This window comes from Cupriavidus sp. 05L411 (assembly GCF_056398045.1).
Map to the genome: position 1 here is coordinate 205,037 of NZ_JBFTOQ010000007.1, position 22,653 is coordinate 227,689.

At 63.1% G+C, this 22,653-nt stretch carries 33 protein-coding genes; 30 read left to right on the top strand and 3 right to left on the bottom strand.

The annotated features are described in order from the left end of the window. Positions 1–6 precede the first annotated feature (6 nt). Positions 7–756: a S24/S26 family peptidase gene (locus AC1DQR_RS10665; protein ID WP_477132978.1), complete on the bottom strand. Its 750-nt coding sequence runs from the start codon at positions 754–756 to the stop codon at positions 7–9. 381 nt (positions 757–1,137) lie between these two features. Here AC1DQR_RS10665 and AC1DQR_RS10670 point away from each other — a divergent pair, with 381 nt between their 5' ends. The 7 genes from AC1DQR_RS10670 to AC1DQR_RS10700 all read left to right on the top strand — a co-directional run bounded on the left by AC1DQR_RS10670 (position 1,138) and on the right by AC1DQR_RS10700 (position 5,542). Further along, positions 1,138–1,380 (top strand): hypothetical protein, encoded by a 243-nt coding sequence (locus AC1DQR_RS10670; protein WP_477132979.1) that lies wholly within the window; start codon positions 1,138–1,140, stop codon positions 1,378–1,380. Next, positions 1,377–1,571 carry a hypothetical protein gene (locus AC1DQR_RS10675; RefSeq protein WP_477132980.1) on the top strand — a complete coding sequence of 65 codons (195 nt, stop codon included), beginning with the start codon at positions 1,377–1,379 and terminating at the stop codon, positions 1,569–1,571. Before AC1DQR_RS10670 ends, AC1DQR_RS10675 begins: the two co-directional genes overlap by 4 nt. A 202-nt stretch (positions 1,572–1,773) precedes the next feature. Further along, on the top strand, positions 1,774–2,094 hold the full coding sequence (locus AC1DQR_RS10680) for a hypothetical protein (protein ID WP_477132981.1): 321 nt from the start codon (positions 1,774–1,776) through the stop codon (positions 2,092–2,094). A gap of 55 nt (positions 2,095–2,149) precedes the next feature. Further along, positions 2,150–3,109, top strand: coding sequence for a replication protein (locus AC1DQR_RS10685; protein WP_477132982.1), 960 nt, complete (start codon positions 2,150–2,152; stop codon positions 3,107–3,109). After that, entirely contained in the window at positions 3,106–4,476 is a 1,371-nt protein-coding gene (gene dnaB, locus AC1DQR_RS10690; RefSeq protein ID WP_477132983.1) for a replicative DNA helicase, read from the top strand. Before AC1DQR_RS10685 ends, dnaB begins: the two co-directional genes overlap by 4 nt. A 45-nt stretch (positions 4,477–4,521) precedes the next feature. Next, a complete protein-coding gene (locus AC1DQR_RS10695) occupies positions 4,522–5,130 on the top strand; it encodes a hypothetical protein (protein ID WP_477132984.1) in 609 nt (202 codons plus the stop codon). Then, positions 5,117–5,542, top strand: coding sequence for a hypothetical protein (locus tag AC1DQR_RS10700; protein ID WP_477132985.1), 426 nt, complete (start codon positions 5,117–5,119; stop codon positions 5,540–5,542). The genes AC1DQR_RS10695 and AC1DQR_RS10700 overlap by 14 nt, the downstream gene beginning before the upstream one ends. A gap of 405 nt (positions 5,543–5,947) precedes the next feature. Here AC1DQR_RS10700 and AC1DQR_RS10705 read toward each other — a convergent pair whose 3' ends face one another. Next, positions 5,948–6,103, bottom strand: coding sequence for a hypothetical protein (locus AC1DQR_RS10705; RefSeq protein ID WP_477132986.1), 156 nt, complete (start codon positions 6,101–6,103; stop codon positions 5,948–5,950). Positions 6,104–6,252: 149 nt separating this feature from the next. Here AC1DQR_RS10705 and AC1DQR_RS10710 point away from each other — a divergent pair, with 149 nt between their 5' ends. Next, a complete protein-coding gene (locus AC1DQR_RS10710; RefSeq protein WP_477132987.1) occupies positions 6,253–6,495 on the top strand; it encodes a hypothetical protein in 243 nt (80 codons plus the stop codon). A gap of 485 nt (positions 6,496–6,980) precedes the next feature. On the opposite strand, the gene AC1DQR_RS10715 is transcribed toward AC1DQR_RS10710, so the two are convergent. Next, entirely contained in the window at positions 6,981–7,301 is a 321-nt protein-coding gene (locus AC1DQR_RS10715; protein ID WP_477132988.1) for a hypothetical protein, read from the bottom strand. 233 nt (positions 7,302–7,534) lie between these two features. On the opposite strand from AC1DQR_RS10715, the gene AC1DQR_RS10720 reads away from it, so the two are divergent. The 22 genes from AC1DQR_RS10720 (at position 7,535) to AC1DQR_RS10825 (ending at position 22,653) form a co-directional block, all read left to right on the top strand. Next, a complete protein-coding gene (locus AC1DQR_RS10720; RefSeq protein WP_477132989.1) occupies positions 7,535–7,786 on the top strand; it encodes a hypothetical protein in 252 nt (83 codons plus the stop codon). 65 nt (positions 7,787–7,851) lie between these two features. Beyond that, positions 7,852–8,109: an HNH endonuclease gene (locus AC1DQR_RS10725; RefSeq protein WP_477132990.1), complete on the top strand. Its 258-nt coding sequence runs from the start codon at positions 7,852–7,854 to the stop codon at positions 8,107–8,109. 10 nt (positions 8,110–8,119) lie between these two features. Further along, the gene (locus AC1DQR_RS10730; protein WP_477132991.1) at positions 8,120–8,356 is read left to right on the top strand and encodes a hypothetical protein; all 237 of its coding nucleotides are present in this window, start codon (positions 8,120–8,122) and stop codon (positions 8,354–8,356) included. A 186-nt stretch (positions 8,357–8,542) separates the two neighbouring features. Continuing rightward, a complete protein-coding gene (locus AC1DQR_RS10735) occupies positions 8,543–8,872 on the top strand; it encodes a hypothetical protein (RefSeq protein WP_174423210.1) in 330 nt (109 codons plus the stop codon). Positions 8,873–8,874: 2 nt separating this feature from the next. After that, positions 8,875–10,530 carry a terminase large subunit gene (locus AC1DQR_RS10740; protein ID WP_477132992.1) on the top strand — a complete coding sequence of 552 codons (1,656 nt, stop codon included), beginning with the start codon at positions 8,875–8,877 and terminating at the stop codon, positions 10,528–10,530. Further along, on the top strand, positions 10,527–10,760 hold the full coding sequence (locus tag AC1DQR_RS10745) for a hypothetical protein (RefSeq protein WP_477132993.1): 234 nt from the start codon (positions 10,527–10,529) through the stop codon (positions 10,758–10,760). The genes AC1DQR_RS10740 and AC1DQR_RS10745 overlap by 4 nt, the downstream gene beginning before the upstream one ends. Continuing rightward, positions 10,760–11,980: a phage portal protein gene (locus AC1DQR_RS10750; protein WP_477132994.1), complete on the top strand. Its 1,221-nt coding sequence runs from the start codon at positions 10,760–10,762 to the stop codon at positions 11,978–11,980. Before AC1DQR_RS10745 ends, AC1DQR_RS10750 begins: the two co-directional genes overlap by 1 nt. Then, positions 11,958–12,653, top strand: a complete 696-nt coding sequence (locus AC1DQR_RS10755) for an HK97 family phage prohead protease (protein ID WP_309405185.1) — start codon at positions 11,958–11,960, stop codon at positions 12,651–12,653. Before AC1DQR_RS10750 ends, AC1DQR_RS10755 begins: the two co-directional genes overlap by 23 nt. A gap of 13 nt (positions 12,654–12,666) precedes the next feature. After that, entirely contained in the window at positions 12,667–14,055 is a 1,389-nt protein-coding gene (locus tag AC1DQR_RS10760) for a phage major capsid protein (protein ID WP_477132995.1), read from the top strand. A gap of 58 nt (positions 14,056–14,113) precedes the next feature. Further along, the gene (locus AC1DQR_RS10765; protein ID WP_477132996.1) at positions 14,114–14,524 is read left to right on the top strand and encodes a hypothetical protein; all 411 of its coding nucleotides are present in this window, start codon (positions 14,114–14,116) and stop codon (positions 14,522–14,524) included. 3 nt (positions 14,525–14,527) lie between these two features. Then, entirely contained in the window at positions 14,528–15,082 is a 555-nt protein-coding gene (locus AC1DQR_RS10770; protein ID WP_477132997.1) for a head-tail connector protein, read from the top strand. 2 nt (positions 15,083–15,084) lie between these two features. Then, on the top strand, positions 15,085–15,411 hold the full coding sequence (locus AC1DQR_RS10775; protein ID WP_477132998.1) for a phage head closure protein: 327 nt from the start codon (positions 15,085–15,087) through the stop codon (positions 15,409–15,411). Beyond that, positions 15,404–15,910, top strand: a complete 507-nt coding sequence (locus tag AC1DQR_RS10780) for an HK97 gp10 family phage protein (RefSeq protein WP_477132999.1) — start codon at positions 15,404–15,406, stop codon at positions 15,908–15,910. The genes AC1DQR_RS10775 and AC1DQR_RS10780 overlap by 8 nt, the downstream gene beginning before the upstream one ends. Next, positions 15,907–16,254, top strand: a complete 348-nt coding sequence (locus tag AC1DQR_RS10785; protein WP_477133000.1) for a DUF3168 domain-containing protein — start codon at positions 15,907–15,909, stop codon at positions 16,252–16,254. The genes AC1DQR_RS10780 and AC1DQR_RS10785 overlap by 4 nt, the downstream gene beginning before the upstream one ends. A gap of 12 nt (positions 16,255–16,266) precedes the next feature. Then, positions 16,267–16,905 carry a phage tail tube protein gene (locus tag AC1DQR_RS10790; protein ID WP_477133001.1) on the top strand — a complete coding sequence of 213 codons (639 nt, stop codon included), beginning with the start codon at positions 16,267–16,269 and terminating at the stop codon, positions 16,903–16,905. Further along, positions 16,902–17,327 carry a hypothetical protein gene (locus AC1DQR_RS10795; RefSeq protein ID WP_477133002.1) on the top strand — a complete coding sequence of 142 codons (426 nt, stop codon included), beginning with the start codon at positions 16,902–16,904 and terminating at the stop codon, positions 17,325–17,327. Before AC1DQR_RS10790 ends, AC1DQR_RS10795 begins: the two co-directional genes overlap by 4 nt. After that, the gene (locus AC1DQR_RS10800) at positions 17,324–17,602 is read left to right on the top strand and encodes a phage tail assembly protein T (protein ID WP_477133047.1); all 279 of its coding nucleotides are present in this window, start codon (positions 17,324–17,326) and stop codon (positions 17,600–17,602) included. The genes AC1DQR_RS10795 and AC1DQR_RS10800 overlap by 4 nt, the downstream gene beginning before the upstream one ends. 28 nt (positions 17,603–17,630) lie before the next feature. Beyond that, complete coding sequence (locus tag AC1DQR_RS10805) at positions 17,631–18,128, top strand: hypothetical protein (protein WP_477133003.1); 498 nt, start codon at positions 17,631–17,633, stop codon at positions 18,126–18,128. 55 nt (positions 18,129–18,183) lie between these two features. Beyond that, the gene (locus AC1DQR_RS10810) at positions 18,184–21,045 is read left to right on the top strand and encodes a phage tail tape measure protein (RefSeq protein ID WP_477133004.1); all 2,862 of its coding nucleotides are present in this window, start codon (positions 18,184–18,186) and stop codon (positions 21,043–21,045) included. Between the two features lie 2 nt (positions 21,046–21,047). Then, a complete protein-coding gene (locus tag AC1DQR_RS10815; protein WP_477133005.1) occupies positions 21,048–21,704 on the top strand; it encodes a hypothetical protein in 657 nt (218 codons plus the stop codon). Beyond that, positions 21,701–22,252 (top strand): hypothetical protein, encoded by a 552-nt coding sequence (locus tag AC1DQR_RS10820; RefSeq protein ID WP_477133006.1) that lies wholly within the window; start codon positions 21,701–21,703, stop codon positions 22,250–22,252. The genes AC1DQR_RS10815 and AC1DQR_RS10820 overlap by 4 nt, the downstream gene beginning before the upstream one ends. After that, positions 22,252–22,653, top strand: coding sequence for a DUF6950 family protein (locus AC1DQR_RS10825; RefSeq protein ID WP_477133007.1), 402 nt, complete (start codon positions 22,252–22,254; stop codon positions 22,651–22,653). Before AC1DQR_RS10820 ends, AC1DQR_RS10825 begins: the two co-directional genes overlap by 1 nt.

Consider the following 22,653-nt stretch of genomic DNA (forward strand, 5'->3'; position numbering starts at 1 on the left):
TTGTCGTCAAGAAGTTTCTAACTTTTCTTCCGGTTGACGATCATCTAACGGTGCCACAGTGCCGATCACAACCCACATCGCAATGATGTCGGATTCGATAACGCCGGTGATCGAACGTCCCTCTACGATCTCGGTAAAGGTGAGATAGTCTCCGCGGCGGAAGAGGAAGCGCTGGATGCTGTATTCACCCGCGGCGTCTTTGATGAGGACATCATCGCCGGGGAGGGCCGGCCTGGATGGCGCAACAATGATGCACTCCCCATTGCGAATCCTAGGGCGAAGATCGTTACCCTTAATGAGCACTGCGTAGCCCTCGCCGTCGCTCAATGCCACTGGCAGTGCTTGGGATGCCACGGATGGCGGCGCTGGTTCTATCTTCAGGCCGCCGTCCGGGCCAGTGGTCGCTACCGCCTTGATGTGTAGGGTCTTGGCGCCTAGGGAGGGTTGGTCGCTTCCGCTGCCGAGATCCTTGACCAACTGCCCAGCATTTTCCATTGACCAGGCTTTAGTGGGCTCGGGAACTACCATGTCCACCGAAGGGCGATCTAACCAATATGCTGGGTATCCAATCTTGCTTTCAATATTTCGTGCGGCTCTTTCGCCAATGGATCGGCCTGCGTTGTAGTTCGGGGAGATGAATTGATGCACTTGGGCGCGCGAGAAATCAAAGTTCTGCGCGAAGGCCGCAACGTTCCCCCCAAAAAGCTCTTCGATGATCTTGCGCAGTCGTTGGCGGCGCACTTCAAAGATGTCCATATAGGTTTCCATAGAGATTTCTATACGATAGAGAAGAAAACTCTTGACGGCAAGTGTTAGATGTTTCTATCCTTCTGGCATGGATCTCTATACATACCTCCGTGACTTACCAACCGAGCAGCGGACCCAGTTCGCGGGGTCTTGCGGGACAACGTTCGCCCGACTGAGACAAATTGCGTATGGCAATGAGCCCGCCAGCCCGCAGCTTTGCGTTGCGATCGACCGCGAGTCGGAAGGCTCAGTCCCGTATGAGCGAGTCAACGATCGATGGACGGAGCGTAGAGGCTCAAACGATGGGCGAAAGCGTATCCCGATGGATTGGGGATACGTTGAGCGCAGGGCTGTAAGCGCAGCGCTCTCGGAATCGGACTCGGGGGAGAGATGAGCGCGCTTTGCCTTGCATCCGCACTCGGCGTCGGTCCCGAAACGCCCACCTGGCTGGCCGTGATCGCTGTGGGCGGGTTTGTGCTCATCCTGCTGGCGTTCCTGTTGGGTCTCATCTGGATGCACCGGCAGCCGGCGCGCACGAACGTGTTGCTGTTGCGGCGACGCCTAGAACCCACGGAGCGGGCGGGCGCGCCAGATCCCCGCGACGACGCGCGCATTTTCCGGAGCAAGCGATGACTGTCTTCTTCAAGGGCATGAGCATCGCTGATCGGCTGCGCGAGCGTCGCATCCTGCGGCACGCCAAGCGCGCACTCGCCGCGGCCACGGTGGCTGCGGCCAAGCCGCATTTCGATGCGATGTTCGCAGAGGTGCGTAAGCGGAGCGTCGAGCAGGTGATGCGTATGGAAGAGGCAAGGGGCCTGCTGTGACGGCGCCCCAGAAGCGCCTCGTGCTCTATTGCCGCTACTTCCTGTCCTGGTCCCGCCCCACACGCACGTTCCGCGAGATCGATCTTCTCGATCACTAGACAGCTACCGCACACGGCTAGCGCGACGGCGCGAAGAGGGCGGAATCCTCCACCTGCCTCTGCCGAGTGCTCCTATTCCGAGTGGAGTGATGGAGGTATGCGCAATGGCGCTTTCGCTTGAATCCATGCTGGCCGATCTCCGGGCCACATTCCCGACTCTTCGCACTAGGCCCCTCTCCGAATTCGGTGAGCAGTGGGCGCACGCGGGCGGGATTTGGACGGGGCAGGACGCAGCCTGCATGCCGGATGGTTTGCCAATCTTTTCCAATCTGGCCTACGGCGAGGATGGGTATGACGGTCCGCTGCACACCGGTTTCCTTGCCTGGCTGGAGGCGCGCGGATGGGGGCATGAGCAGTACGACGGTGGGACGTTCTTTCTGGTGCCGCTGAGCTATTTCGAGGGGGCGGTGCGTGAAGATGCATGACCTTGCTCGCTTGCTTTGGCACGCACAGAGAATTGCTGTGGAGGATGTCTGAGTCGTGGAGCAAGCAACGTCGCCGCAATTGGAGGATGGCTATGTGCGTGTCGCGAATGAGCTATACGACGCCATCCTTGCTTTCCCATTCACAGGCCGAGAGCAGAAGGTGGTTTGGACCATTCTGCGCAAGACCTATGGCTACGGGAAGAAGCTGGACGACATATCCGCCTCGCAGATCGGGGCTCTATGCGGCCTGGAGCGCCCCCACGTGACAACGACGCTCAACAAGCTCGCATCGATGAATGTCATCGTGAAGCGTGCCGGCCAGTTCGGCTGCCTCATCGGCATCAACAAGAACTACCGCGCTTGGAAGGAGGCGGGGAAAAGTGACGTCAGCCCTAGTACCAAATCGGTACAGGTGTACCAGATCGGTACTGGTGGCGCGGAGCGCGCGGGGTTGCCCGGTGAATCGGCGCAATCCCTTTCGGAGCCTAGCTTTGCAGGCAACGGTAGTACCGATTCGGTACTAGTACCAAAAGAGTACGCCCCCCGTACCGAATCGGTACAGGTCGATAGTACCGATTCGGTACACACAAAAGACAACCTTCCAAAAGACATAGGTAAACAACCCCCCCAACCCCCCGTGCCGGGGGGCGAGGTGTTGGAAACTGAAAAGCCAAAGCGGGAACGTAAGCCGCGCATCGCTCTGAAAACCTTCCTCGACTGCTGCAAGGCAGACGGGGTCAAGCCGATCACCAGCTATGCGTCGCTCATGGAGTACGTGGACGGCATCCAGCTTCCGGGGGACTTTCTGGCCCTGGCCTGGGACGTGTTCTGCAGGGCTCACCTGCCGGGTGGGGCCAATGCAGCGCGCCGGCAAGCGGATTGGCGCCAGCACTTCGCCAATTACGTCGAGAAGGGCTACTACCGGCTTTGGGTCTGCAAGCCTGATGGCTCGTTTGAGCTCACAGCAACGGGCCAACAAGCCATGCAATTTCACAACCGGAGAAGAGTGGCATGACAGCGCGTGACGCGGGCTTTGAGGTGCCCTACAGCCTTGAATCGGAACAGGCCGTGCTGGGTGGCCTGCTTTTGGATAACGACGCTATCGACCGCGTGGAGGGGCTGCAGCGCGAACATTTCTACCGAGCCGACCATGGGGTGATCTACGCTCAGATCGTCGAGCTGGTGACCGCCGGCGCCGGCGCTGACTCGGTGACGGTCTACGAGCGGTTGGCCGCGAAGGGCCACGCTGAGAATGTCGGCGGGTTGCCCTACCTGAACGCGCTGGCCACTCAGACGCCGAGCGCGGCCAACATCGGTCGCTACGCGGCGGTCGTGCGCGACCGCGCCGTAAAGCGCCAATTGCTTGCGCTTTCTTCCGATGTGCCATCCATGGTGATGGGGGCAGAGGACGCGCGGGTTCTCGTTGATCGCGTACAGAGCCGGTTGGAGAGTTTGGCGCAGGAGCGCGTGAAGTCCGAGCCGGTCCGCGCCGCGGATGACCTGGGCACGTACTTCGACCAATTGCAGGCCGAAGTGGAGGGAGCGGTGAATGCCATCCCCACCGGCTTCATCGATCTGGACGACAAGCTTGGCGGAGGCATGCGTGGTGGTGAACTGATCATCGTTGCCGGCCGCCCAGCCATGGGCAAGACCGCCTTCGCGCTGAACATCGCCAACGCTGTGGCGCGTGACCGCTCCGCGTTGGTGCTGTCCATGGAAATGCCAAAGGCGCAGCTGCATCAACGGAACGTGGCAATGCTGGGCAAGATTCCGCTGAGCCACCTACGTCAGCCGGATCGCATGACGAACGACGACTGGCCGCGGGTGACGGCTGCCACTGGCCGCATTGCCGACCTGAACGTGTACCTGGACGATCAGCCGGCGCTGACCTTGCTGGATGTCCGCGCCAAGGCGCGCATCGTAAAGCGACGCCACGGGCTGAATCTGCTGGTGGTTGACTACCTCGGTCTGATGACCGGTGGCCCCAGCGAGAACCGCAATCAAGAGGTCGGAAGCTACTCGCGCGGCCTGAAGGCGCTAGCCAAGGAACTGGACATCCCAATCATCGCGCTGGCGCAGTTGAACCGCGGGCTGGAGAGTCGGACCAACAAGCGCCCGACTATGGGCGATTTGCGGGACTCAGGCGAAATCGAGCAGGACGCCGACATCATCATGTTCCTCTATCGGGACGAGGTCTATGACCCGAACTCTATGGCGAAGGGCGTCTGTGAGGTCCTTATCGAGAAGCAACGCCAGGGCGAGACCGGCATGGTGCCGCTGGCCTATCAGGGCGAATACACGTTGTTCAACGACATGGCGCGCGGCTACTCAGTGCCGGAGCCGAGGCAGGCGCCGCGCCGTTCCTTTCGCGATGATATGTGAGCAAGCGCCGGTCCTAAACCGAAACAAAGCAGGGGAGGGTAAGCAGTGACGCAGCACCACATCGAGGCCGAGCAGGCCATGTTCATGGATGCCGGCCAGGCCATCCAGTTCGCCTTCCTGATGGAGGAGTATGAGAGCTCCCCCGAGTGCATGACCTGGCAGGCGATCCGCAAGGTGCTGCAGATGCTCGGCTTGCGCCGGCGCCTGGAGGAGATGATCGGCCGCACCGGCACGGTCAACTTCAAGGGCCTGCAGCCGCTGGAGATCCGTGGGCAGTGCCAGATGATCCGCTCGAGCGTCGCGCATCGCCTCCATCCCGCCGAGGCCGCTGTGCTCATCGCCCGGCATACGCACAACCCACTGGCGAAGGCCAAGGCCATCACCTATCTCAGCGAATACGTGTTTCCCGCAGCTGCGGGCACAAACGGTGGCCAGCGGCTGGCGTTCGACTACTTCGTGCTGCGCTGCTTTCCCACTCGCAACATGGAAGCCGGCGAGCGCGCCGACATCGCCGAGCGCCTGGGGCTGAAGCCGAAATCTTCCGCGGCCTATGTGCGCACGGCGCGCCGCCGCATCAAGGAGCTGGGCGAGCGTGCCGACCAGCGTATGCAGGCTGTCTTCGTCGAGGAGGGACTGATCGATGCGCAAGCCTAAGATCGCCGCCGGCGGTTTGTTGTGGCGCGTGGATCCGACCCGGCAGGATACTGGCCCGGCCGCCACAGCCAACGAGCCGGATGCGGCATTCCTTGTGAGCCGGATGGTGGAGAAGGGCGTCGCCAAGCGGGCGCCGCTGAAGCGCAGGCGCGTTGCGCAGTACGCCAGCAAGCGGGCCGAGCGTGACCGGCAGGAAGCCGAAGAGGCGGCGCGCAACGTCATTCGGCACCGCGTTGCCGCCAACGAGAAGCGCTACCCCGAGATCATGGCCCAGGTGCGCACCACCGAGTTCCTGATCTGGTACGAACGCGCGGCCGGCGAGCCGTGGGACCAAGGCTTCGAAGCAGACGTCGAGGAGATCCGTTATCGCATCCTGCTGGCCCAACAAAGAGATTCATCCCCGCGGGTTTGACACAGCGAAGAAATTTGTGCAATATTGATTCTGTCCGAAAGTCCGTTAAGCGACTTCCGCCGAAAGCCCGCTTCGAGCGGGCTTTTTGCTTTCTGAGTTAGTATTTTCTCTCCCACAACCCAAGGAGAGATGGCGATGACACGGAATTTCGTTGTGACGGTAAAGGAGCCCGCGGATAGCCGTACCGAGACCGGTTACGGCGTGGCACTTCAATTTGAGTTCCACAACACCGTGCCCCATATGAGCGGTCATTCCTTGTGGTTGACTATGGCGCCATCCACGACCCTGGAGCAGGCTACGGCGTTGGCCAGTGAGTTGAATTCAGCTGGTGAAACCGCGTCGCTTCGCTGACCCGGTGACACGAGAAAAACCCGCCCGGTTCGCGCCGCGCGGTTTTTTCATTTTCTACTTGCCGCGCTTGGCAGGCGTCTTGGGCTTGTCCGGTGCTTGCGTCAGGACGGAGCCGGCAAGTTTCTTTGCCGCCTGAGTAGAGCTCTTCTGCTGCAGGACTTTGCCCGCAAGCGACGACAGCTGCTTCGACGATTTCTCGTTCTTCGACATAGCATCTCCCTCCAGTTTGATAGGAACTTTCAATCCTAGTAACTGAGTCTTCATGTGCAATCCCCCTATAAGTGGGAGGGGTGGGTAAACCACTTCAATGTCACCGTCTCCCAACGACATAATCGAGCGCTACTCAGTGGGAGCTAATCGTGGGCGCAAACTTCTTCTTTGACAAACTGCTGCCGGCACATGATGAAGAATCGCGTGACGAGCCAGGCAGCACAAGACAGGTTGAGATCTTCACGCACGGTGGTGGCATGTACCTCCGCGTCGGTCGCCTTGGCGAGGAGCACGAAGGCCGGGGGTTCACCGTAAAGTTGTCCGAGACTGATGCGAGAGAGTTGGCAGAAGGGCTTGATCGAGCAATGTTCTACTTTGGCTATAAGAAGTAGCTACTTTTCGCGAAAAATCCCGATTGCTGCTGTTGGAGGGAGCTTCCTCCAGAGAAAGGCCCGCAAGGTGAATGCCAGCGGGCCTTTTCGTTTGCGCAGTCTTTTTGTAGTGGGGCCGCCATGCAACCCGGAGCCTTGCCGGGGCACCCAGGCGGCAAATTGGGTGCGCGTCCTTTGAGCGGAGCTGACCCGCTATGAGGCAGTCAGCGAACCGCAACACGCAGCGCCGGCCCTTGGCCGGTGTAGTCGGATGTGTGAACAGCGCCTGGGCGGACACTCGGGCGTGGCGCCGGTGAGAGCCCGGCGAACCAGATTCTTGCCGCCAGCCATGAAGAACCAATATGTTCGATTCATGCTGTGGCGTATCCGGCCGGCGATCGAGAGCCAGGCCAAAGCCGATGCAGAGGCGGCAGCGGCCCGCGCTACTGCGCGGCGGTAGTTCATGAAGCAGCGGTGGGCCGCCTTGCTCGCGCTAAGTAGCAAGGTCAGCCGTTGTCTGGCCCGGCCGGGTCGTGCTGGTCGCGAATGGACTTGAACATCCCCGATGCCATTGAAAAGGCCCCGAAAATGGCGTCTTCGAAGTGAACGTCAAATTCCGCTTGGAGTGCTTTCGCTTCTGCCGATGTGCTGCGCTCTTCGTGGACCCCCTTGGCGGTGTCTTGCCATTGGATGATGCATGCATCGCGAAGCTCGTTGAGGGCATCCGAGGTTCCACCGGCGCTGTGGTGCGCAATTGCAAGCGCTATTGCGGCGACTTGTTCGAGAGCGGTCAGTTTCGCTGCGAGCTTCAGTTGTTCGTTTTCCATGCGTACCTACTGTGTGGTTGATTGAGAAGGTCAAGGTTCTCGATTGTTTCACGGCCAAGGGGTATGCGGCCTAGTACGTTTGTATGGTATCGCGGGCTTGGCCACATTGTCGGGCCGCAGTCTTCCAAGCTGTCCACGCCGGATCGATTCCGGCAGCCAGCTCCAGTTGTCTCCTCGGCCGGACGGCCGAGTCGCCCGCCGTGTGCGGGCCCTTTCTATTCAGGGATCCCACCATGCCGAGCGTCAATGTGATGACAGCGCCGGGCCCGTTTGCGCTCGCTTTGATGAAGGCGCTGGGGCTGCCGAAGCGCACGCGTTGGTTCGAAGTGCGCTGCGCTGTCGGCGAAGCGGTGACGGTCAAGTGCGAGTACCACCCGGATGAAAGCACTGCGACCGGGTTTGATGCTCAGCCGCTTCTGCAGGAATGGGTGCTGGTGCCCAAGGGGACTCAGCCGGGCTCCATTCAGACATGGCCGTTGCCATGACTCGAACTCGCAAGATTCCGATGCTTGGTTCCGTGCGCGCTATGGCACAGGGCAGACAACGTCTGATGGCGCCCACCCTCAGCGAGGCGCGCATGGCTGGACGTGCGCTGCAGGCGCGCCGGCTACGCATCTGGACCCAGAGCCCCACCTGCGCGGCATGCGGCCGACTGACCAGCTATCCCGCTGGCTTCGAGCTGGACCACCGAGTCCCGTTGCACCAGGGCGGGCCGGACACGGACCAGAACTGCCAGGTGCTGTGCAACGGGGATGACGGCTGCCACGGGAAGAAGACGGCGCAGGACCTGGGCCACCGGCCGAAGTGAGGAGCGTGATATGCCGAGACCGAGCAGCGCAGCGGCCAGCCTCGTGACATACGAGGTGGCCCTGAACATCTGGGGCGATTCGGGTGTGAACCTTGCCGATGACGTCACACGGTGTTGCTTCTTCACGGTGTGGGCCATGGCAATGGCCGAGATGGACGAGGCGCTGGACCACGAGAGCGCAATCCGGGCCAAGGACCGGCGGGCCAGCTTGGTGCGTCGCGTGCTCAGCTGGCTGCGTGGTGACTAGAAGCGATAGGAGGGCCGTGGCTGCGCCGGACTTGCAGGGGTCGGTAGTGGGCCCAGCGCGGCCTGATCGTGGCGTGGCGGCGCGCTGGGACCCGGGGGGAGGGTAAATCTCTGGCGGGCGACCGGCCGGAAACCACACGTTCTCCCACGCGCAGAATATTTCCCCCTTTTCAATGGAATTCAGCAAATGGCTGGTGTGAAAGGACGCAGCGGCGGCCCGCGTGCGAACGCTGGCGGCGCTCGCCCCGGCGCTGGCCGGCCTAAAAAAGAGAAGCCCGCCCCGGTGCCGCTGGAAGAGCGCGACATGCTCCAGCTGCTGCAAGACATCGCGCTCGGCCGGGTCGAGGCATCGACCACGCAGGTGCGCGCAGCAATCGCTGCGGTGCAGTACACCCACACGAAGAAGGGCGACGGCGGCAAGAAGGAGGAGAAAGAGGCAGCCGCCAAGAAGGTGGCCAGCCGGTTCTCCCCGGCCGCGCCGCCTAAGCTGGTCGCCGCCGGCGGCAAGAAGGTCTGACGATGGAATGGACTACAGCATGCCTCGATTGGGAGGACCGGCTGGTAGGCGGGCGGTCGATCATCCCGCCGCCGATCTTCCCCGACCAGGCCGAGCAGGCCCTGGCCATCTTCAAGGAGCTGCGCGTCGTCGACCTGCCGGGCAAGCCGACCTTCGGCGAGTGCAGCGAGCAGTGGGTCTTTGACTTTGTGGCGGCGATCTTTGGCGCCTATGACGCGGAGACCGGCAAGCAGCTCATCCGCGAGTACTTCCTGCTGATCAGCAAGAAGAACACGAAGTCGACCATCGCCGCCGGCATCATGCTGACCGCGGTGATTCTGTGTTGGCGCGACGAGGAAGAGCACCTGATCCTGGCCCCCACAAAGGAGGTCGCGGACAACAGCTTCAAGCCTGCCGCCGGGATGATCCGCGCGGATGATGAGCTGTCGGCCCTGTTCCACATCCAGGACCATGTCCGCACAATCACGCATCGCGTGACCCGGGCCTCGCTCAAGGTTGTCGCGGCCGATACGGACACCGTGTCCGGGAAAAAGTCGGGCCGCATCCTCGTGGACGAGCACTGGCTATTCGGTAGCCGGGCCAATGCCGAAGGCATGTTCATGGAAGCCACCGGCGGTCAGGTGTCGCGCGACGAAGGCTGGGTGATCTACCTGACCACGCAGAGCGACGACCCGCCGGCCGGGGTTTTCAAGGAGAAGCTCGGCTACTACCGCGATGTTCGCGACGGCAAGATTGATGATCGGAAGTCGCTCGGGGTGATCTACGAATTCCCGCCGGCCATGATCGAGTCCAAGGCCTACTTGGACCCGGCGAACTTCTACATTACGAACCCCAACATCGGCCGCTCTGTAAGCGCTGAATGGCTAGAGGACCAGCTGAAGAAGAACCGGTCAAAGACGGATGGCGCCTTCCAGCAATTCCTGGCGAAGCACCTGAACGTCGAGATCGGCCTAAACCTCCGTTCTGATCGCTGGGCCGGTGCCGACTTCTGGTTGGCGCGGGGAAATCGTTGCCTGACGCTGGAAAATCTCCTGGCTCGGTCCGAGGTGGTCGATCTCGGCATCGACGGCGGCGGGCTGGACGACTGGCTTGGCTTTGGGGCCGTGGGGCGTGAGCGCGGCACCAGCCGCTGGCTGCACTGGGGGCGGGCGTGGGCCCATCCGTCGGTGCTGGCGCGCCGCAAGTCCGAGGCGCCGCGGTTTCTCGACTTCGCAAAGGATGGTGACCTGGTCATCGTCGAGAACATCGGCGACGACGTGGACCAACTGACGGCAATCGTGGTGCAGGTCTATGCCTCCGGCCTGCTGGACAAGATCGGCGTGGACCCAAGCGGGGTCAATTTTGACGATGACCTGGTCACGGCCGGCATTCCCGAGGAAATGATCCTGGGCGTCTCGCAGGGCTGGAAGCTGGGCGGCACCATCAAGACGGTGGAGCGCAAGCTGGCGGAAGGTGCCTTCGAGCACGGTGACCGGCCGATGATGGCCTGGTGCATCGGCAATGCCAAGGTGGAGCAGCGTGCGAACAGCATCCTGATCACAAAGCAGGCCAGCGGCACAGCCAAGATCGATCCCCTGATGGCCTTGCTCAATGCGGCCCACCTGATGAGCCTGAACCCTGGCCCGAAGGGGCGCTCCTTCTGGGATGAACCCGAATGAACCGACTCACTGACATGTTGAAGTCCGCCGCCGCCATGGCGCACGCGCGGATCCCCACGCTGCGCGCGGCGGCAGCTGGGGCCGCCGGGTGGATTCCGGACGCGCTAATGGCCTCCGGCGCCGGTGCGGTTGCATACGGCGCGTGGCTGGTCTATCCGCCGGCCGGGCACATCGTTGGCGGCGTCCTGGCGATTGCCGGCGGCGTGCTGCTGGCGCGAGGTGCTAAGTAATGGGGTTCCTCGCAAGAGCGGTTGCCGAGCGCAAGGCGACGCAGCTCACCTACGACCAGGTGGCCGACTTCATCGACGGCGTGGGCGGCGGCAAGGTCGCCGGCGTGGCCGTGAACGAGAAGACCGCGCTGCAGGTGGCGACTGTCCTGGGATGCGTTAAGGCGATCGCGGACGGCTGTGCCACGCCGAATCTGCACGTCTATCGGGAGACAGAAGACGGCGGCCGGAAGAAGGCCACCAACATCCCGGAGTACCGCCTGCTGGCGCGTCGCCCCAACGAATGGCAGACCTCGTTCGAGTGGCGTCGTCAGATGACCATTCACGCCGCGCTTACCGGCGCGGCATTGTCCATCAAGGTGCGCGGCAACAACCGCCGCGTGCAGGAACTGATCCCAATCCAACCGGGCCAGTGGGACGTCCGTCGGGTGTCGCGCTACGAGGTTCGATACCGCTGCTGGGACGAGTTCGGGATGATCGGCGAATTCGGGCCTGATGACGTCTTCGTCCTGAACGGCCTCCAGTGGGACTGGGTAAAGAGCATGAACGCCGTAATGCTGGCGCGCTCGGCGATTGGCCTTGCCATCGCCACCGAGAAGAGCCAGGCGGCCATGCACGCGAATGGACTGCGCCCGAGCGGCACGTACACGGTAGAGGGTACCTTGGACCCGGAGCAGCACACGCGACTGACCGCCTGGATCAAGAAGCAGGGTGGCCCGGAGAACGCGGGCAATCCGATGATCCTCGATCGCGATGCCAAGTGGTACAGCACGGCCATCTCTGGTGTGGACGCGCAGCACGTCGAGACGCGCCGACTGCAGGTGGAAGAGATCTGCCGCGGCTATGGTGTCTTCCCGATCATCGTCGGGCATGCGGACAAGACCGCGACGTTCGCCAGTTCCGAGGCGTTCTTCGCTGCGCACGTCAAGCACACCCTGGCGCCTTGGCACCGCGCGTGGACGCAGCGGATGGACGAGATGCTGCTCGACGGCTCTGGCCCCCTGTATGCCGAGTTCGATACGCGCTACCTGATGGCCGGATCGATGAAAGATCGCGCTGTGTGGGCGCGGACCATGGCCGAGATGGGTATCTACACACGCAACGAGATCCGCGACGAGGATGGCAAAGAACCGCTGCCAGGCCTCGACGAGCCTCTGACGCCGATGAACATGAGTAACGGCACCCAGCAAGGAAAACAGAATGATCAAACGGGCAATGCTTGAGCGCCGCAGCGCGGCCGGCGGGCGCCAGGTTCGGTCCTATGCGTTCGAGATCAAGGCTGTCAGCGACGACGGCACGATCGAAGGCTATGGCTCGGTCTTTGGCGTGCGCGACAACTATGACGATGTCGTCGCGGCCGGCGCATTTGCAGCGTCGCTCAAGGCGCACAAGGCCGACGGCACCATGCCGGCCATGTTGTGGCAACACGATGCCAACGAGCCAATCGGCGTATGGACCGAGATGGTCGAGGATGCGAAGGGCTTGCGCATCAAGGGCCAACTGGCTCTCGACACCACTCGCGGCAAAGAGGCGCATGCCCTGCTGAAGCTGCGCGCCCTGAACGGCCTCTCCATCGGCTTCATCTCCAAGCAGTGGGCGTATGACCGGGAAACCGACGTTCGCACTCTGACCGAAATCGACCTGTGGGAAGTCTCCCTGGTCACCTTCCCCGCCAACGAGAAGGCGCGGGTAACCGATGTCAAGGCCGCCGCCGACGAGCTGGTGGCCCCCAAAGATGCTGAGCGAATCCTGCGCGATGCCGGATTCAGCAAAGCCGACGCAACGGCATTCGTGTCGCGCGTCATGCGGATGGGAGAAGAGCGGAGTGATTCCGCGGATTCGACCGCGCAGGCAATGAAGGCAGCCGACCGGCTGCTGTCCTCCCTGAACTCCTGACCACAGGTAAAACATGAACCAAATGCACCGCGATTTCGGCGCTTTCCGCGCCAAGCTGCTCGCCATGGCCGCCATCGGCCTGGTTGGCGCCCTCGAACTCCGCGAGGATCCGTCGATCAAATCCGTGGCCGAGGCGATCGACAAGATTGCCACGGCCTTCGACGAGTACAAGAAGACCAACGACCAGCGCATCGATGCCATCAAGAAGGGCCAGTCGACCGAGGCTCTGGACGCCAAGCTCGCCAAGATGGACCAGCACATGGATGGCCTCTCGGAGCAGAAGAGCCGTCTGGAGAAGATCGAGCTGAAACTGGCGCGCCCCGGCGCCATGGGCGGCGGCCGCCAGGATCAAGACGAGACGGCCGAAGTGGCCGAGTATCGCCAGGCGCTGGGGGACTGGATTCGCAAGTCGAACGACTTCGATCGTGAGGCAAAGCTGAAGGATGCGGCTGGCTCGATCGTCGCCAAGTCGAATGCCGGTCCGCGTGAGCGCCGCGCAGCCCAGGTCATCACCTCCACCGGCTCCGCCGGCGGCTTTGCGCTGCCGGAGATCATCGAGCGCCAGATCACGCGCCTGACGATCGACATCTCGCCGATCCGCCAACTCGCCACCGTTCGCACGGTGGGTAGCCCCGACTACAAGGAGCTGATCGACATCGGCGGCGCGGCGTTTGAATGGCTGGGCGAGGGTGACACCCGCAACCAGACCAACACGCCCGACCTCTACGAGGTGGCGCCGACCTTCGGTATGGCATCGGCCAAGCCGCAGGCCTCCGAGGAATCCCTCGATGACCTGTTCTTCGACGTCGAGGGCTGGCTTGTCGATTCTGCCGGCGAAGCGATCGGGGGTGGCGAGGGCGCGGCCTTCATCACCGGAAACGGCGTGAAGAAGCCCACGGGCATCCTGGCCGGGCCGGCGCCGGTGGCCACTGCCGACGCGGCACGCGCGTTCGGCACGCTGCAGTACGTGGCTTCGGGGCAGGCAGCCGCCATGCCGACCAGCGCCGACCTGTTTTACGACCTGGTGTACTCGCTGCGGGCCCGCTACCGCTCCAACGCGAACTGGCTGACCAGCAAACTCGTGCTGGCCGGGATGCGCAAGTACAAGGACTCGACCGGCCAGTACCTGTGGCAACCGTCGATCGCAGCCGGTCAGCCGTCGCTCTTCATGGGCTACGGCGTGACCGAGGCGGAAGACATGCCGGCCGTGGCCGCGAACGCCTTCCCGTGCGCCTTCGGCGACTTCAAGGAGGGCTATCTGATCGTCGATCGCGTGGGCATGCGCATCACCCGGGACGAAATCACTCAGCCCGGCTTCGTGAAGTTCTATGTGCGCAAGCGCGTGGGGGGCAAGCTGCGCAACACCCAGGCGATCAAGCTGCTGAAGATCGCGGCATCCTGATTCAGCACAACCCGACCGACGGCGGCTCTCTGGGCCGCCGTCCTGCTTTGGAGAGGACATGGAACTGATCGTATTGATTGCGTTTTCCTGGGCGCACCGCGGCTGCATCGTCGAGGCGTTCGAGGTGGGCCAGGTGATCAACACCGAGGACGAGGACCTGATTCGCGTTTCGCTCGGCGAGGGCTGGACCGAAGACCACGGCGCCAAGACGCGCGCGGGAGTGGAGGCCCGGGAGCGCGCCGAAGCCGAGGAGCGGGCACGGCAAGAGGCAAGCGCGCGCGCCGCGGCGGGAGAGCTGGCCCGGAATAATGCCGAGGCAGCCGCTGCAGTCGAGGCGCAGGCCAAGGCCGACGCTGAAGCACGGGCGTCGGCAGAGGCGGCCGCCGACGCGGCCGCGAAGACCGAAGAGCAAAAGGCCACCAAGCCTGCCGAAAACAAGGCCCGCAAGGCCGCGCCGGAAAGCAAGTAAGCCATGGGCCTGCGACGCACCACACAGCCAACCAGCGAACCGGTCTCGCTGGAAGAAGCCAAACTGCACCTGCGCGTGGATCACGATGACGAAGACGCTCGCATCAAGTCCCTGATCCTGACAGCGCGCATGACGGCGGAACGGCGTCTACAGCGCACGCTATTGCTTTCGGGCTGGACGCTCACCTGCGACGACTTTGGCACGCTGTACGAGCTCCCCATGGCCCCCTTGGTCGCCGTTACCAGCATCGGGTATGTGGATGCCGGTGGCGCGGCCCAAGTGCTGGCGCCCACGGCATACCGCGTCGATCTGACGAGCGAGCCGGGGCGCGTGGTGCGCGTCAACCAATGGCCGTCCACGGCGCGCCAGCCAGCGGCGGTCACAGTCGTCTACACGGCGGGCTACGCGACGGCAGCGGACGTGCCGGAGCCGATTCGGCAATGGATCCTGCTGGCGGTGGGGGACCTGTACGCCAACCGTGAGGCATCAGCCGAGCGGCCCCAGGTGCCGCAGAATTTCGCGGACCGGCTGCTAGATGCGGACAAGATCTGGGGTTAGCAATGGAAGCGGGAAAGCTCAATAGGCGTGTGCAGATCCTGCGCGCGCAGAAGCAGCGCGCCGCCGGCGGGCAGGAGGTCAAGACCTGGGTGCTGCTGGCAAAGGTCTGGGCGTCGATCCGGCACAAGGGCGGTCTCGAAACCATCCGGGCGGAAGCCGAGGCCTCGATCGTTCAGGCCAGCATCCGCATTCGCCGGCGCACGGACATCGACGCCACCATGCGAGTGCAGCACGGCGCGGATGTCTATGAGATCCGCGCACTGCTGCCGGATGAGGTCCACCGTGATTACGTTGACCTGGTGTGTGAGCTGGGGGCTAGCCGTGGCTAAGATCCAGATCAGAGGCATCCGTGCCGCACAGGAGCGCCTGCTGACGCTGCCGGACGAGGTCGCGGAACACGCCTTGCGCTCATCCGCATACGCTGGCGCGGACTTGCTGAAGGATGAGGTGGTTGCGCGCGCGCCGCGCAAATCCGGCCGACTGAAGCGTGCAATCTACACGAAGCACCTGGATGAACACTCCAGCCGCGACAAGCAGGCCTACCGTGTTGGTGTACGTCGCGGGCGCAAGCGAAAGTCCGACAAGGACGACGGCCCCGACGATACGGCCTTCTATGCGGCGTGGATCGAGTACGGACACTGGCACGTGCCGCCCAAGGCGGACGGCACGCCGTGGAAGACCCACCGCGCGGCGCATGCAGGCAAGAAGTGGGTGCCGGCGAAGGCGTTCATCCGGCCATCATTTGAGGCCAAGCGCGCGGAAGCTGTGCGGGCCATGAAGGAGCGGCTGAAGCAGCGGCTAAACGAAATCCTCGCGGGGAAGAAATGATCAACGTCGACATCGACAACGCGCTGGCGCCGCTGGTAGCCGGCCGCCTTTTCCCCGATGCCGCAGACCTGGGCACGCCGGCCCCCTACATCACCTATCAGCGGGTCGGCGGTCGGGATGCCAACACGGTGGATGGTCCCGCCGATCTGAAGAACGGCCGCTTCCAGATCAACGTATGGGCCGGCACGCGCAACGAAGCCGATAGCCTGATGGATCGGGTTATCGATGCACTCGCAGCGGAGCCGCTGCTCGGTGTGCCGATTGGCGCGCCGGTCAGCGATTACGAATCCAGCCTGGACCTACGCGGGTCCATGCTCGACTTTTCCATCTGGCACAAGCCATAACAGGAGCACCCTATGTCATCTGCAATCAGCGCCCAGGGCTCGAAGCTGGAGATCTCCAGCACGGCTGGCGTGGCAAAGACCATCACGGCCATCGCACTTGGCTTTCCTACCCTGCTCACGATGGCGGCGCATGGCATGTCCAATGGCGATGTCGTGACGCTGGCCGGCCTGACGGGTGCCGACATGGCACTGCTGAACGGCCAAACGGCAGTCGTCAAGAATCGGACTGCCAATACCATCGCCGTGGACATCGACACTACCGGCAAGACCATCACGGCCTCTGGCAATGCGACGCCGCTGACCTGGGTCAAGATCAAGAACCTGATCAGTTTCAGCGGCTTCGACGGCCAGGCCGGCGAGCTGGACGTGACCGACATGGACAGCACGGCGAAGGAATTCCTGCTCGGGCTGCAGGACTTCGGCACGTTCAGCTTCGACGTGAACAAGGACTTCACCGATGCCGGCCAGGTCGCCCTCGACGCAGCGAAGCAGGCGAGCAGCGTCAAGTCGTTCAGGCTGACGCTGCCCAACGGGCGCACCGCAACCTTCAGTGCTTACCCGAAGAATAGCCCGCTGTCCGGTGGTGTCGACGCGGTCCTGAAATCCAGCGGCATCCAGCTGCGCATCACCGGCAACGTGACCTTCGCATGAGCCTCCTTAGCAAAGACGCGATCCTCGGCGCGTCGGACATCATCTCCGAGGACGTTCCTGTGCCGGAGTGGGGCGGCTCAGTGCGCATCTGCGTCATGTCGGGCCTGGCGCGCGACGTATTTGTCAGCGGCGAGGGCAAGCCCGATGCGGGGTTCAGCGATTTCCAGGCGCGCTTGCTGGTGGCCACCGCGGTGGACGGTGCCGGAGAGCGCATCTTCGAGCCAGCTGACGTCGAACGGCTGCAGGCCAAGTCGCGCACGGTGCTGGACCGCCTGACGACCGTTGCCATGCGCTTGAACGGGATCGGCCACCAGGCGCAGGAGGACATCGCAAAAAACTCCGGCGCCGCCCAGAGCGGCGGCACTGGCTCCGACTCTCTCTCGACATCGGCATCCCCGTCCGACGCCTCCAGCAAGAGCTGACCAGCTACGAGTTCGCCGAGTATGTGGCGCTCTACGAGCTGGACCGCCGCGGAGGGCACTACGATGACCTTCGCGCCGGCGCGATCGTGTCGATGATCGGCAATGTGCACCGCGACGCCAAGGCGCATCCCGAGCCGTTCGGCCCGCTCGACTTCATCCCGTGGAACGAGCACCACGGCGCCGCCGCGGAGCCGGTCTTCCTCGAGAATGTGGAGGAGCAGTCGGCTCTGATCCTGCGCACCATGTTTCCCGGCATGGAAGGCGCAGAGTGCTAATATGGCTCTTTGGGCACATGGAGGGGCCATGAAGCGAGTTCTGTGGGGTGCGGCGATGGCGGCGGTCCTAGCTGGGTGTGCGGTACCGGTTCAGCAGAAAACCTATGACCCGCTGCCGTTCAATGCGGCCGAGTACGAGGCGCTGCCGACGACCGGTACCGGTGTGGTGCGTGGGCAGGTGTTTCTGAAGACGCGCGGCGGGGATGTGAAGAAGGGGGCCGGCTCGCCTGTGGTCCTCACTCCGGCAACGTCCATATCCGAGCAGACCTATCGCGAAGGCTACCTCGGGGGCAAGCGGCCTTCGTCAAAAGGTGGCGGAGAGACTGAAAAGTACTGGCGACGATCAACAGCCGATGCCGAGGGGCGATTCGAGTTCCGTGATGTCCCGCCTGGTAAGTTTTTTGTCCTTTCCGAAGTTGTCTGGGAAGCACCAACGCAATTCGGCCTTGCAAAGCAGGGCGGCTTGATAGTGATGCCAGTTCAAATTGAAAACGACAAAGCGGTAGAAGTGATCGTGACAAAATAGCCACGGTTTCCAGTATCAAGCCACCTTCGGGTGGCTTTTTTAATGGGCGGAAGAAATGAGTGAAGTGCTGAACGCCGATCGCATCTCGCTGGTTGTCGAGGCCGATCAAGAGAAGTTCCGCGCGGATATGGGTAAGGCGGCGCAGACCGTGCAGAACTTCGGCACTCAGGCTGGCGCCGCGGCCGGAAAAGCGGAGAAAGCTCTGACGTCCATGGGCGACACGGCATCTCGCACATCTGCCGCTAATGAAGCCGCTGCGGCGAGATTCCTGGCGTCGCTCGAGCGCCAGGCGGCCACCATCGGCCGCTCGAAGTCGGAGATCGCAGCGTGGCGCGCGGAGCAGCTCAACGTGACCCAGGCGGCTGCGCCGTGGATCGATCGCATGAAGCAGGCCGAGTCCGCCCTGAGTGGCGTGGGAATGTCCGCCAGGGCGACGACCGCGGCCATGCGCCAGGTGCCGGCGCAGATGACGGACATTGTCACGCAGCTGGCTGGCGGGCAGAGCCCGTTGCTGATCCTGACGCAGCAAGGCGGGCAGCTCAAAGATATGTTCGGCGGCATTGGCCCGGCCACAAAGGCCGTGGGCACGTACGTGATGGGTTTGGTCAATCCATTCACTGTCGCGGCCGCAGCTGCCGGTGTGCTGGCGCTGGCGTTCTACAAGGGCTCGGAGGAGGCCTCGGGGTTCAACAAGTCCTTGGTGCTGACCGGCAACTATGCCGGTATGACCGCCAATCTGTTCGACAACACCGCGCGCGCCATTGCAGATGCGACCGGACGCGGTATCGGCCCTGCGCGCGAGGCGCTGCAGGCGCTGGTCGCTTCGGGCCGGTTGAGCGGCGAGGCATTGACCGTGCTCGGCGAGGATATGCTGAAGATGGCGGCGCTGTCTGGGAAGTCGCTCGACGAGATTGCATCCGACTACGCCAAGATGCCCGACGGCGTTGCCAAATGGGCAGAAGAGCACAACAAGAGCATGCACTACATGACTCTTGCGCAATACGAGAACATCAAGGCGCTGGAGGACGCCGGCAAGACCCAGGAGGCAGTACTCGAGAACGCGAAGCTGCTGCACGCGCATCTGCAGACGAAGGGCGTGGAAAGCCTGGGCTACCTCGAGCGTGCGTGGCGCGGCGTCAAGAACTCGATCAGCGAGGCTTGGGACGCCATGAAGGCGTTCGGCCGCGAGTCAACTGCTGGCGGCCAGGCCGCCGAGCTGAACAAGAACATGGCGTTCGTTCAGCAGCAGATCGACAGCCGGAAATCCAAGGGCCTCAATACGGACCGACTCGATGCGGCGATGACTCGCATGCGCGGCGAGGCGGAATCGCTGCAGCGCATGCAGGTTGAGCAGAATCGGCTCGCTGAGGCCGGGGCGCGGTTCCAACGCGAGCAGAGCGCCGCGATCGAGGCATCCGGTAAGCTCGACAAGATCGACGAGCAGACGGACAAGCGGAAGGCACTAAACAAGGCGCTGGAGGAGAACAAGCGTCTGGAAGCTGACATCCGGAAGGCAAATCCAAACGATGATCGCGTTAGCGCCGAGGCGATTGCAGCGCGGGAGGCAGCCACCCGCAAGAAGCACCAGGAGAAAAGCGCAGGCAATCCCCTTCAGAACGCGCTGGGCGGCGATCTGGAGATGTTGCGCGGGCTCGCCAGAGAGCGCGAGCTCATGCAGAAGCAGGAACAGTCGACGCTGGAGAAGCTGCGCGCGATGGATTTCTTCTCGCAGGAGGAGTACATCCACCGCAGCTATGAGGCGAAGCGGGCGGGTCTGCAGGATCAGATCAAGTTGGCCGAGCAGGAAGCCGGCATTGCCGGTGGACGTAAATCGTTGGCGGAGCGGCAGCGCTACGCCAATCAGGTCAAGGAGCTTCAGCAGCAGATCAGCAACACCTTTGCCGAGGAAGCGGCTGACGTTGAAAAGTACCAAGAGAAGATTCGCGGTGCCGTCTCGTCCACTGAGCTGAAGATCAAGAACTACAGCGCGTCCCGGGAGCTGCAGACGCAGCGGCAGTTCAGCGTGGTTGGCATGGGCGACAACGCTCGGCAGCTGGTCGACCAGCTCAACCAGGTGCAGGATCAGTTCCGGCGCATGCAGGATGAATTCACGGAGAGCGTGAAGAAGGCGGGCGGCGCGAACGCGCTCGACTCCGAGGCGTATAAGGCCGAGATCGAGCGCATCAACGGCCTGATGAACAAGCAAATGGAGCAGGAGCGCGCTTGGCAAGCGGAGCGGCTGACCATGCAGGGCGACTGGACCAATGGTGCGAACCGCGCCTTGCAGAACTATCGCGACAGCGCGGCCAACGTGGCGGATCAGACGGCGGGCATGTTCTCCAGTGCCTTCAAGGGCATGGAGGACGGATTGGTCAACTTCGCGATGACCGGCAAGCTCAACTTCGGCGACTTCGCGAAGTCGGTGATTGCTGACCTGATTCGCGTCCAGGTGCGCGCGCAGATGTCCGGGCTGTTCCAGATGGGGCTGACTGCGCTTGCGGGTGCGGCGTCAGGTGGGGCTGGGGTGGCTGACGCCGCAGGCGGCGCCTGGGCCGGCTTCAGTGCCGGCGGCACGGGCTACACGCCGACGGTGGACACATCAGGTGCTACGGGAGCATTCAGCGGGCTACGCTTTGCTAATGGTGGGCGACCACCTGTCGGCGTGCCATCCATTGTGGGTGAGCGTGGCCCGGAGGTGTTTGTTCCTGACCAGGCCGGCTCTATCGTTCCAAATCATGCGCTTAAGTCTGCGGCAAGCACTGGCGACGTGACCATCACCCAGCACATCACGGTCGACAGCCGCTCAGACCAAGCGTCGATCATGCAGGCCATGGCGGCAGCAAAGGATGAGGCTGTGCGCGAGATCCAGCAGGACTTCCGCCGCGGCGGCCCAACGTCACGCCTCGCAGGGAGATAGCAATGGCAGTTCTTGATTGGCCGGCCAGCCTAGTGCCCGCGCGGGCCACGTGGGGGTTGCAGTCCAATACCGAGACCTTCACCTCTCCGCTTAACCGTAGCATCCAGACCACCGAGCGACCTGGCGCGCGCTGGAAGGTGACGTTGGAATTGCCGAGCATGACTGCGGACAAGCGCGGGCGCCTGGAAGCGTTTCTCGCGTCTCTGGGCGGTATGGCCGGGCGCTTCCGGTTGTGGCCACATGCCCGGCCAGTATCAGCGGTCGGCGTCGGCGCGTCCGATGCCAGCTTGGTGCTGGATTTCCTGAGCCAGGCCTATCAGGCGCAGGGAACGCCGGCCGTCAGCGGGGCGCTCAGTGACTTCAGGGTGCTCCCATCCAAGTTTTGGCCGGCGAGCACGCTGGTATTGCGGGCGGGGGAATACCTCGAGGTTGGCGGCGAACTGAAGATCGTGACGGCAGACGTCGTCAGCGATGCCAGCGGCGCCGCTGCTATCCCCATTGCACCACCGTTCCGAAAGGCGCCGCAGATCAATGCGGAGCTCGTCTTGGATCGTCCGCGCGCGACCATGATGCTCGTCAACGACGAGTACTCGGTCTCGGTGGGGCAGGCCCGCATCTCCGACACCGTGGTCATTGCTGCGGTGGAGGCTTGGGTATGAATCGCCAAGTGGATGCGAATACCGTGGCGGCGGTGACAGCCGGCCACGTACCGTTCCTGTTCCTTGTTCAGCTAGATTTCTCGCTCCCACTCCGCGTGTGCTCTGCGCCGTATGACGTCGAATGGAACGGGTACACCTGGACGGGCATCGGCATGCTCGGCAACATCGAGCCGATTCAGGAGCAGGGGAGCCTGGAAGCAACAGGCGTGAGCCTGACGCTCTCCGGCGTGCCGTCGGAACTGGTTGCAGTCTCGCTGGCCGAGCATTACCAAGGACGCGGATGCCAGATCTGGTTTGCGCCCCTACGGGCCGATCTGCAGCTTGCGGTACAGCCGATTCGACTCTTCTTCGGACGCATGGACACCATGTCGACCGAGGTGGGCGAAACGGCGGTCATCACTGTCGCGGCTGAGTCTCGCATGGTCGACTGGCAGCGCGCGAGGGCGCGCCGCTACAACCACGAGGACCAGTACGCCAGATACCCGGGCGATCGAGGCTTCGAGTACGTGCCGCAGATGGTGGAGAAGCAACTCATGTGGGGGCGCTGATGCAGCGTTTGGAAGACTGGCCGACTCGGCTCGCCGAGTTCATTGAAGCCCGCCAAGAGCGGGCTTTTTCATGGGGTGGCAGCGACTGCTGTCTCTTCGTCTGCGATGCGATCGAGGCAATGACCGGCACTGACCCCGGTGCGCGTTGGCGCGGGATCTACAGCAGCGAGAAGGGCGCACGCCGCGTGCTACGCGATAACGATGGCGTAGCGGGGATCGCGGCGCTTGTGCTGGGGCAACCGGTGCCGCCAGCACTGGCCAGCCGGGGTGACGTGGTGCTGGTCAACACACTGCAGGGGGAGGCGTTGGGCATATGCCTTGGCTCCCAGATAGCGGCTCAGGGGCCTGACGGCATCGTCTGTCTCCCAATAGGGCGAGGAACGCGCGCATGGCACGTATGA

Excerpts from the sequence above, each read along its gene's own strand:
- AC1DQR_RS10665 (WP_477132978.1), bottom strand. The coding sequence starts at position 756 with ATGGACATCTTTGAAGTGCGCCGCCAACGACTGCGCAAGATCATCGAA.
- AC1DQR_RS10670 (WP_477132979.1), top strand. The coding sequence starts at position 1,138 with ATGAGCGCGCTTTGCCTTGCATCCGCACTCGGCGTCGGTCCCGAAACG.
- AC1DQR_RS10675 (WP_477132980.1), top strand. The coding sequence starts at position 1,377 with ATGACTGTCTTCTTCAAGGGCATGAGCATCGCTGATCGGCTGCGCGAG.
- AC1DQR_RS10680 (WP_477132981.1), top strand. The coding sequence starts at position 1,774 with ATGGCGCTTTCGCTTGAATCCATGCTGGCCGATCTCCGGGCCACATTC.
- dnaB (WP_477132983.1), top strand. The coding sequence starts at position 3,106 with ATGACAGCGCGTGACGCGGGCTTTGAGGTGCCCTACAGCCTTGAATCG.
- AC1DQR_RS10700 (WP_477132985.1), top strand. The coding sequence starts at position 5,117 with ATGCGCAAGCCTAAGATCGCCGCCGGCGGTTTGTTGTGGCGCGTGGAT.
- AC1DQR_RS10705 (WP_477132986.1), bottom strand. The coding sequence starts at position 6,103 with ATGTCGAAGAACGAGAAATCGTCGAAGCAGCTGTCGTCGCTTGCGGGC.
- AC1DQR_RS10715 (WP_477132988.1), bottom strand. The coding sequence starts at position 7,301 with ATGGAAAACGAACAACTGAAGCTCGCAGCGAAACTGACCGCTCTCGAA.
- AC1DQR_RS10720 (WP_477132989.1), top strand. The coding sequence starts at position 7,535 with ATGCCGAGCGTCAATGTGATGACAGCGCCGGGCCCGTTTGCGCTCGCT.
- AC1DQR_RS10725 (WP_477132990.1), top strand. The coding sequence starts at position 7,852 with ATGGCGCCCACCCTCAGCGAGGCGCGCATGGCTGGACGTGCGCTGCAG.
- AC1DQR_RS10730 (WP_477132991.1), top strand. The coding sequence starts at position 8,120 with ATGCCGAGACCGAGCAGCGCAGCGGCCAGCCTCGTGACATACGAGGTG.
- AC1DQR_RS10735 (WP_174423210.1), top strand. The coding sequence starts at position 8,543 with ATGGCTGGTGTGAAAGGACGCAGCGGCGGCCCGCGTGCGAACGCTGGC.
- AC1DQR_RS10740 (WP_477132992.1), top strand. The coding sequence starts at position 8,875 with ATGGAATGGACTACAGCATGCCTCGATTGGGAGGACCGGCTGGTAGGC.
- AC1DQR_RS10745 (WP_477132993.1), top strand. The coding sequence starts at position 10,527 with ATGAACCGACTCACTGACATGTTGAAGTCCGCCGCCGCCATGGCGCAC.
- AC1DQR_RS10750 (WP_477132994.1), top strand. The coding sequence starts at position 10,760 with ATGGGGTTCCTCGCAAGAGCGGTTGCCGAGCGCAAGGCGACGCAGCTC.
- AC1DQR_RS10755 (WP_309405185.1), top strand. The coding sequence starts at position 11,958 with ATGATCAAACGGGCAATGCTTGAGCGCCGCAGCGCGGCCGGCGGGCGC.
- AC1DQR_RS10760 (WP_477132995.1), top strand. The coding sequence starts at position 12,667 with ATGAACCAAATGCACCGCGATTTCGGCGCTTTCCGCGCCAAGCTGCTC.
- AC1DQR_RS10765 (WP_477132996.1), top strand. The coding sequence starts at position 14,114 with ATGGAACTGATCGTATTGATTGCGTTTTCCTGGGCGCACCGCGGCTGC.
- AC1DQR_RS10770 (WP_477132997.1), top strand. The coding sequence starts at position 14,528 with ATGGGCCTGCGACGCACCACACAGCCAACCAGCGAACCGGTCTCGCTG.
- AC1DQR_RS10775 (WP_477132998.1), top strand. The coding sequence starts at position 15,085 with ATGGAAGCGGGAAAGCTCAATAGGCGTGTGCAGATCCTGCGCGCGCAG.
- AC1DQR_RS10785 (WP_477133000.1), top strand. The coding sequence starts at position 15,907 with ATGATCAACGTCGACATCGACAACGCGCTGGCGCCGCTGGTAGCCGGC.
- AC1DQR_RS10790 (WP_477133001.1), top strand. The coding sequence starts at position 16,267 with ATGTCATCTGCAATCAGCGCCCAGGGCTCGAAGCTGGAGATCTCCAGC.
- AC1DQR_RS10795 (WP_477133002.1), top strand. The coding sequence starts at position 16,902 with ATGAGCCTCCTTAGCAAAGACGCGATCCTCGGCGCGTCGGACATCATC.
- AC1DQR_RS10805 (WP_477133003.1), top strand. The coding sequence starts at position 17,631 with ATGAAGCGAGTTCTGTGGGGTGCGGCGATGGCGGCGGTCCTAGCTGGG.
- AC1DQR_RS10810 (WP_477133004.1), top strand. The coding sequence starts at position 18,184 with ATGAGTGAAGTGCTGAACGCCGATCGCATCTCGCTGGTTGTCGAGGCC.
- AC1DQR_RS10815 (WP_477133005.1), top strand. The coding sequence starts at position 21,048 with ATGGCAGTTCTTGATTGGCCGGCCAGCCTAGTGCCCGCGCGGGCCACG.
- AC1DQR_RS10820 (WP_477133006.1), top strand. The coding sequence starts at position 21,701 with ATGAATCGCCAAGTGGATGCGAATACCGTGGCGGCGGTGACAGCCGGC.
- AC1DQR_RS10825 (WP_477133007.1), top strand. The coding sequence starts at position 22,252 with ATGCAGCGTTTGGAAGACTGGCCGACTCGGCTCGCCGAGTTCATTGAA.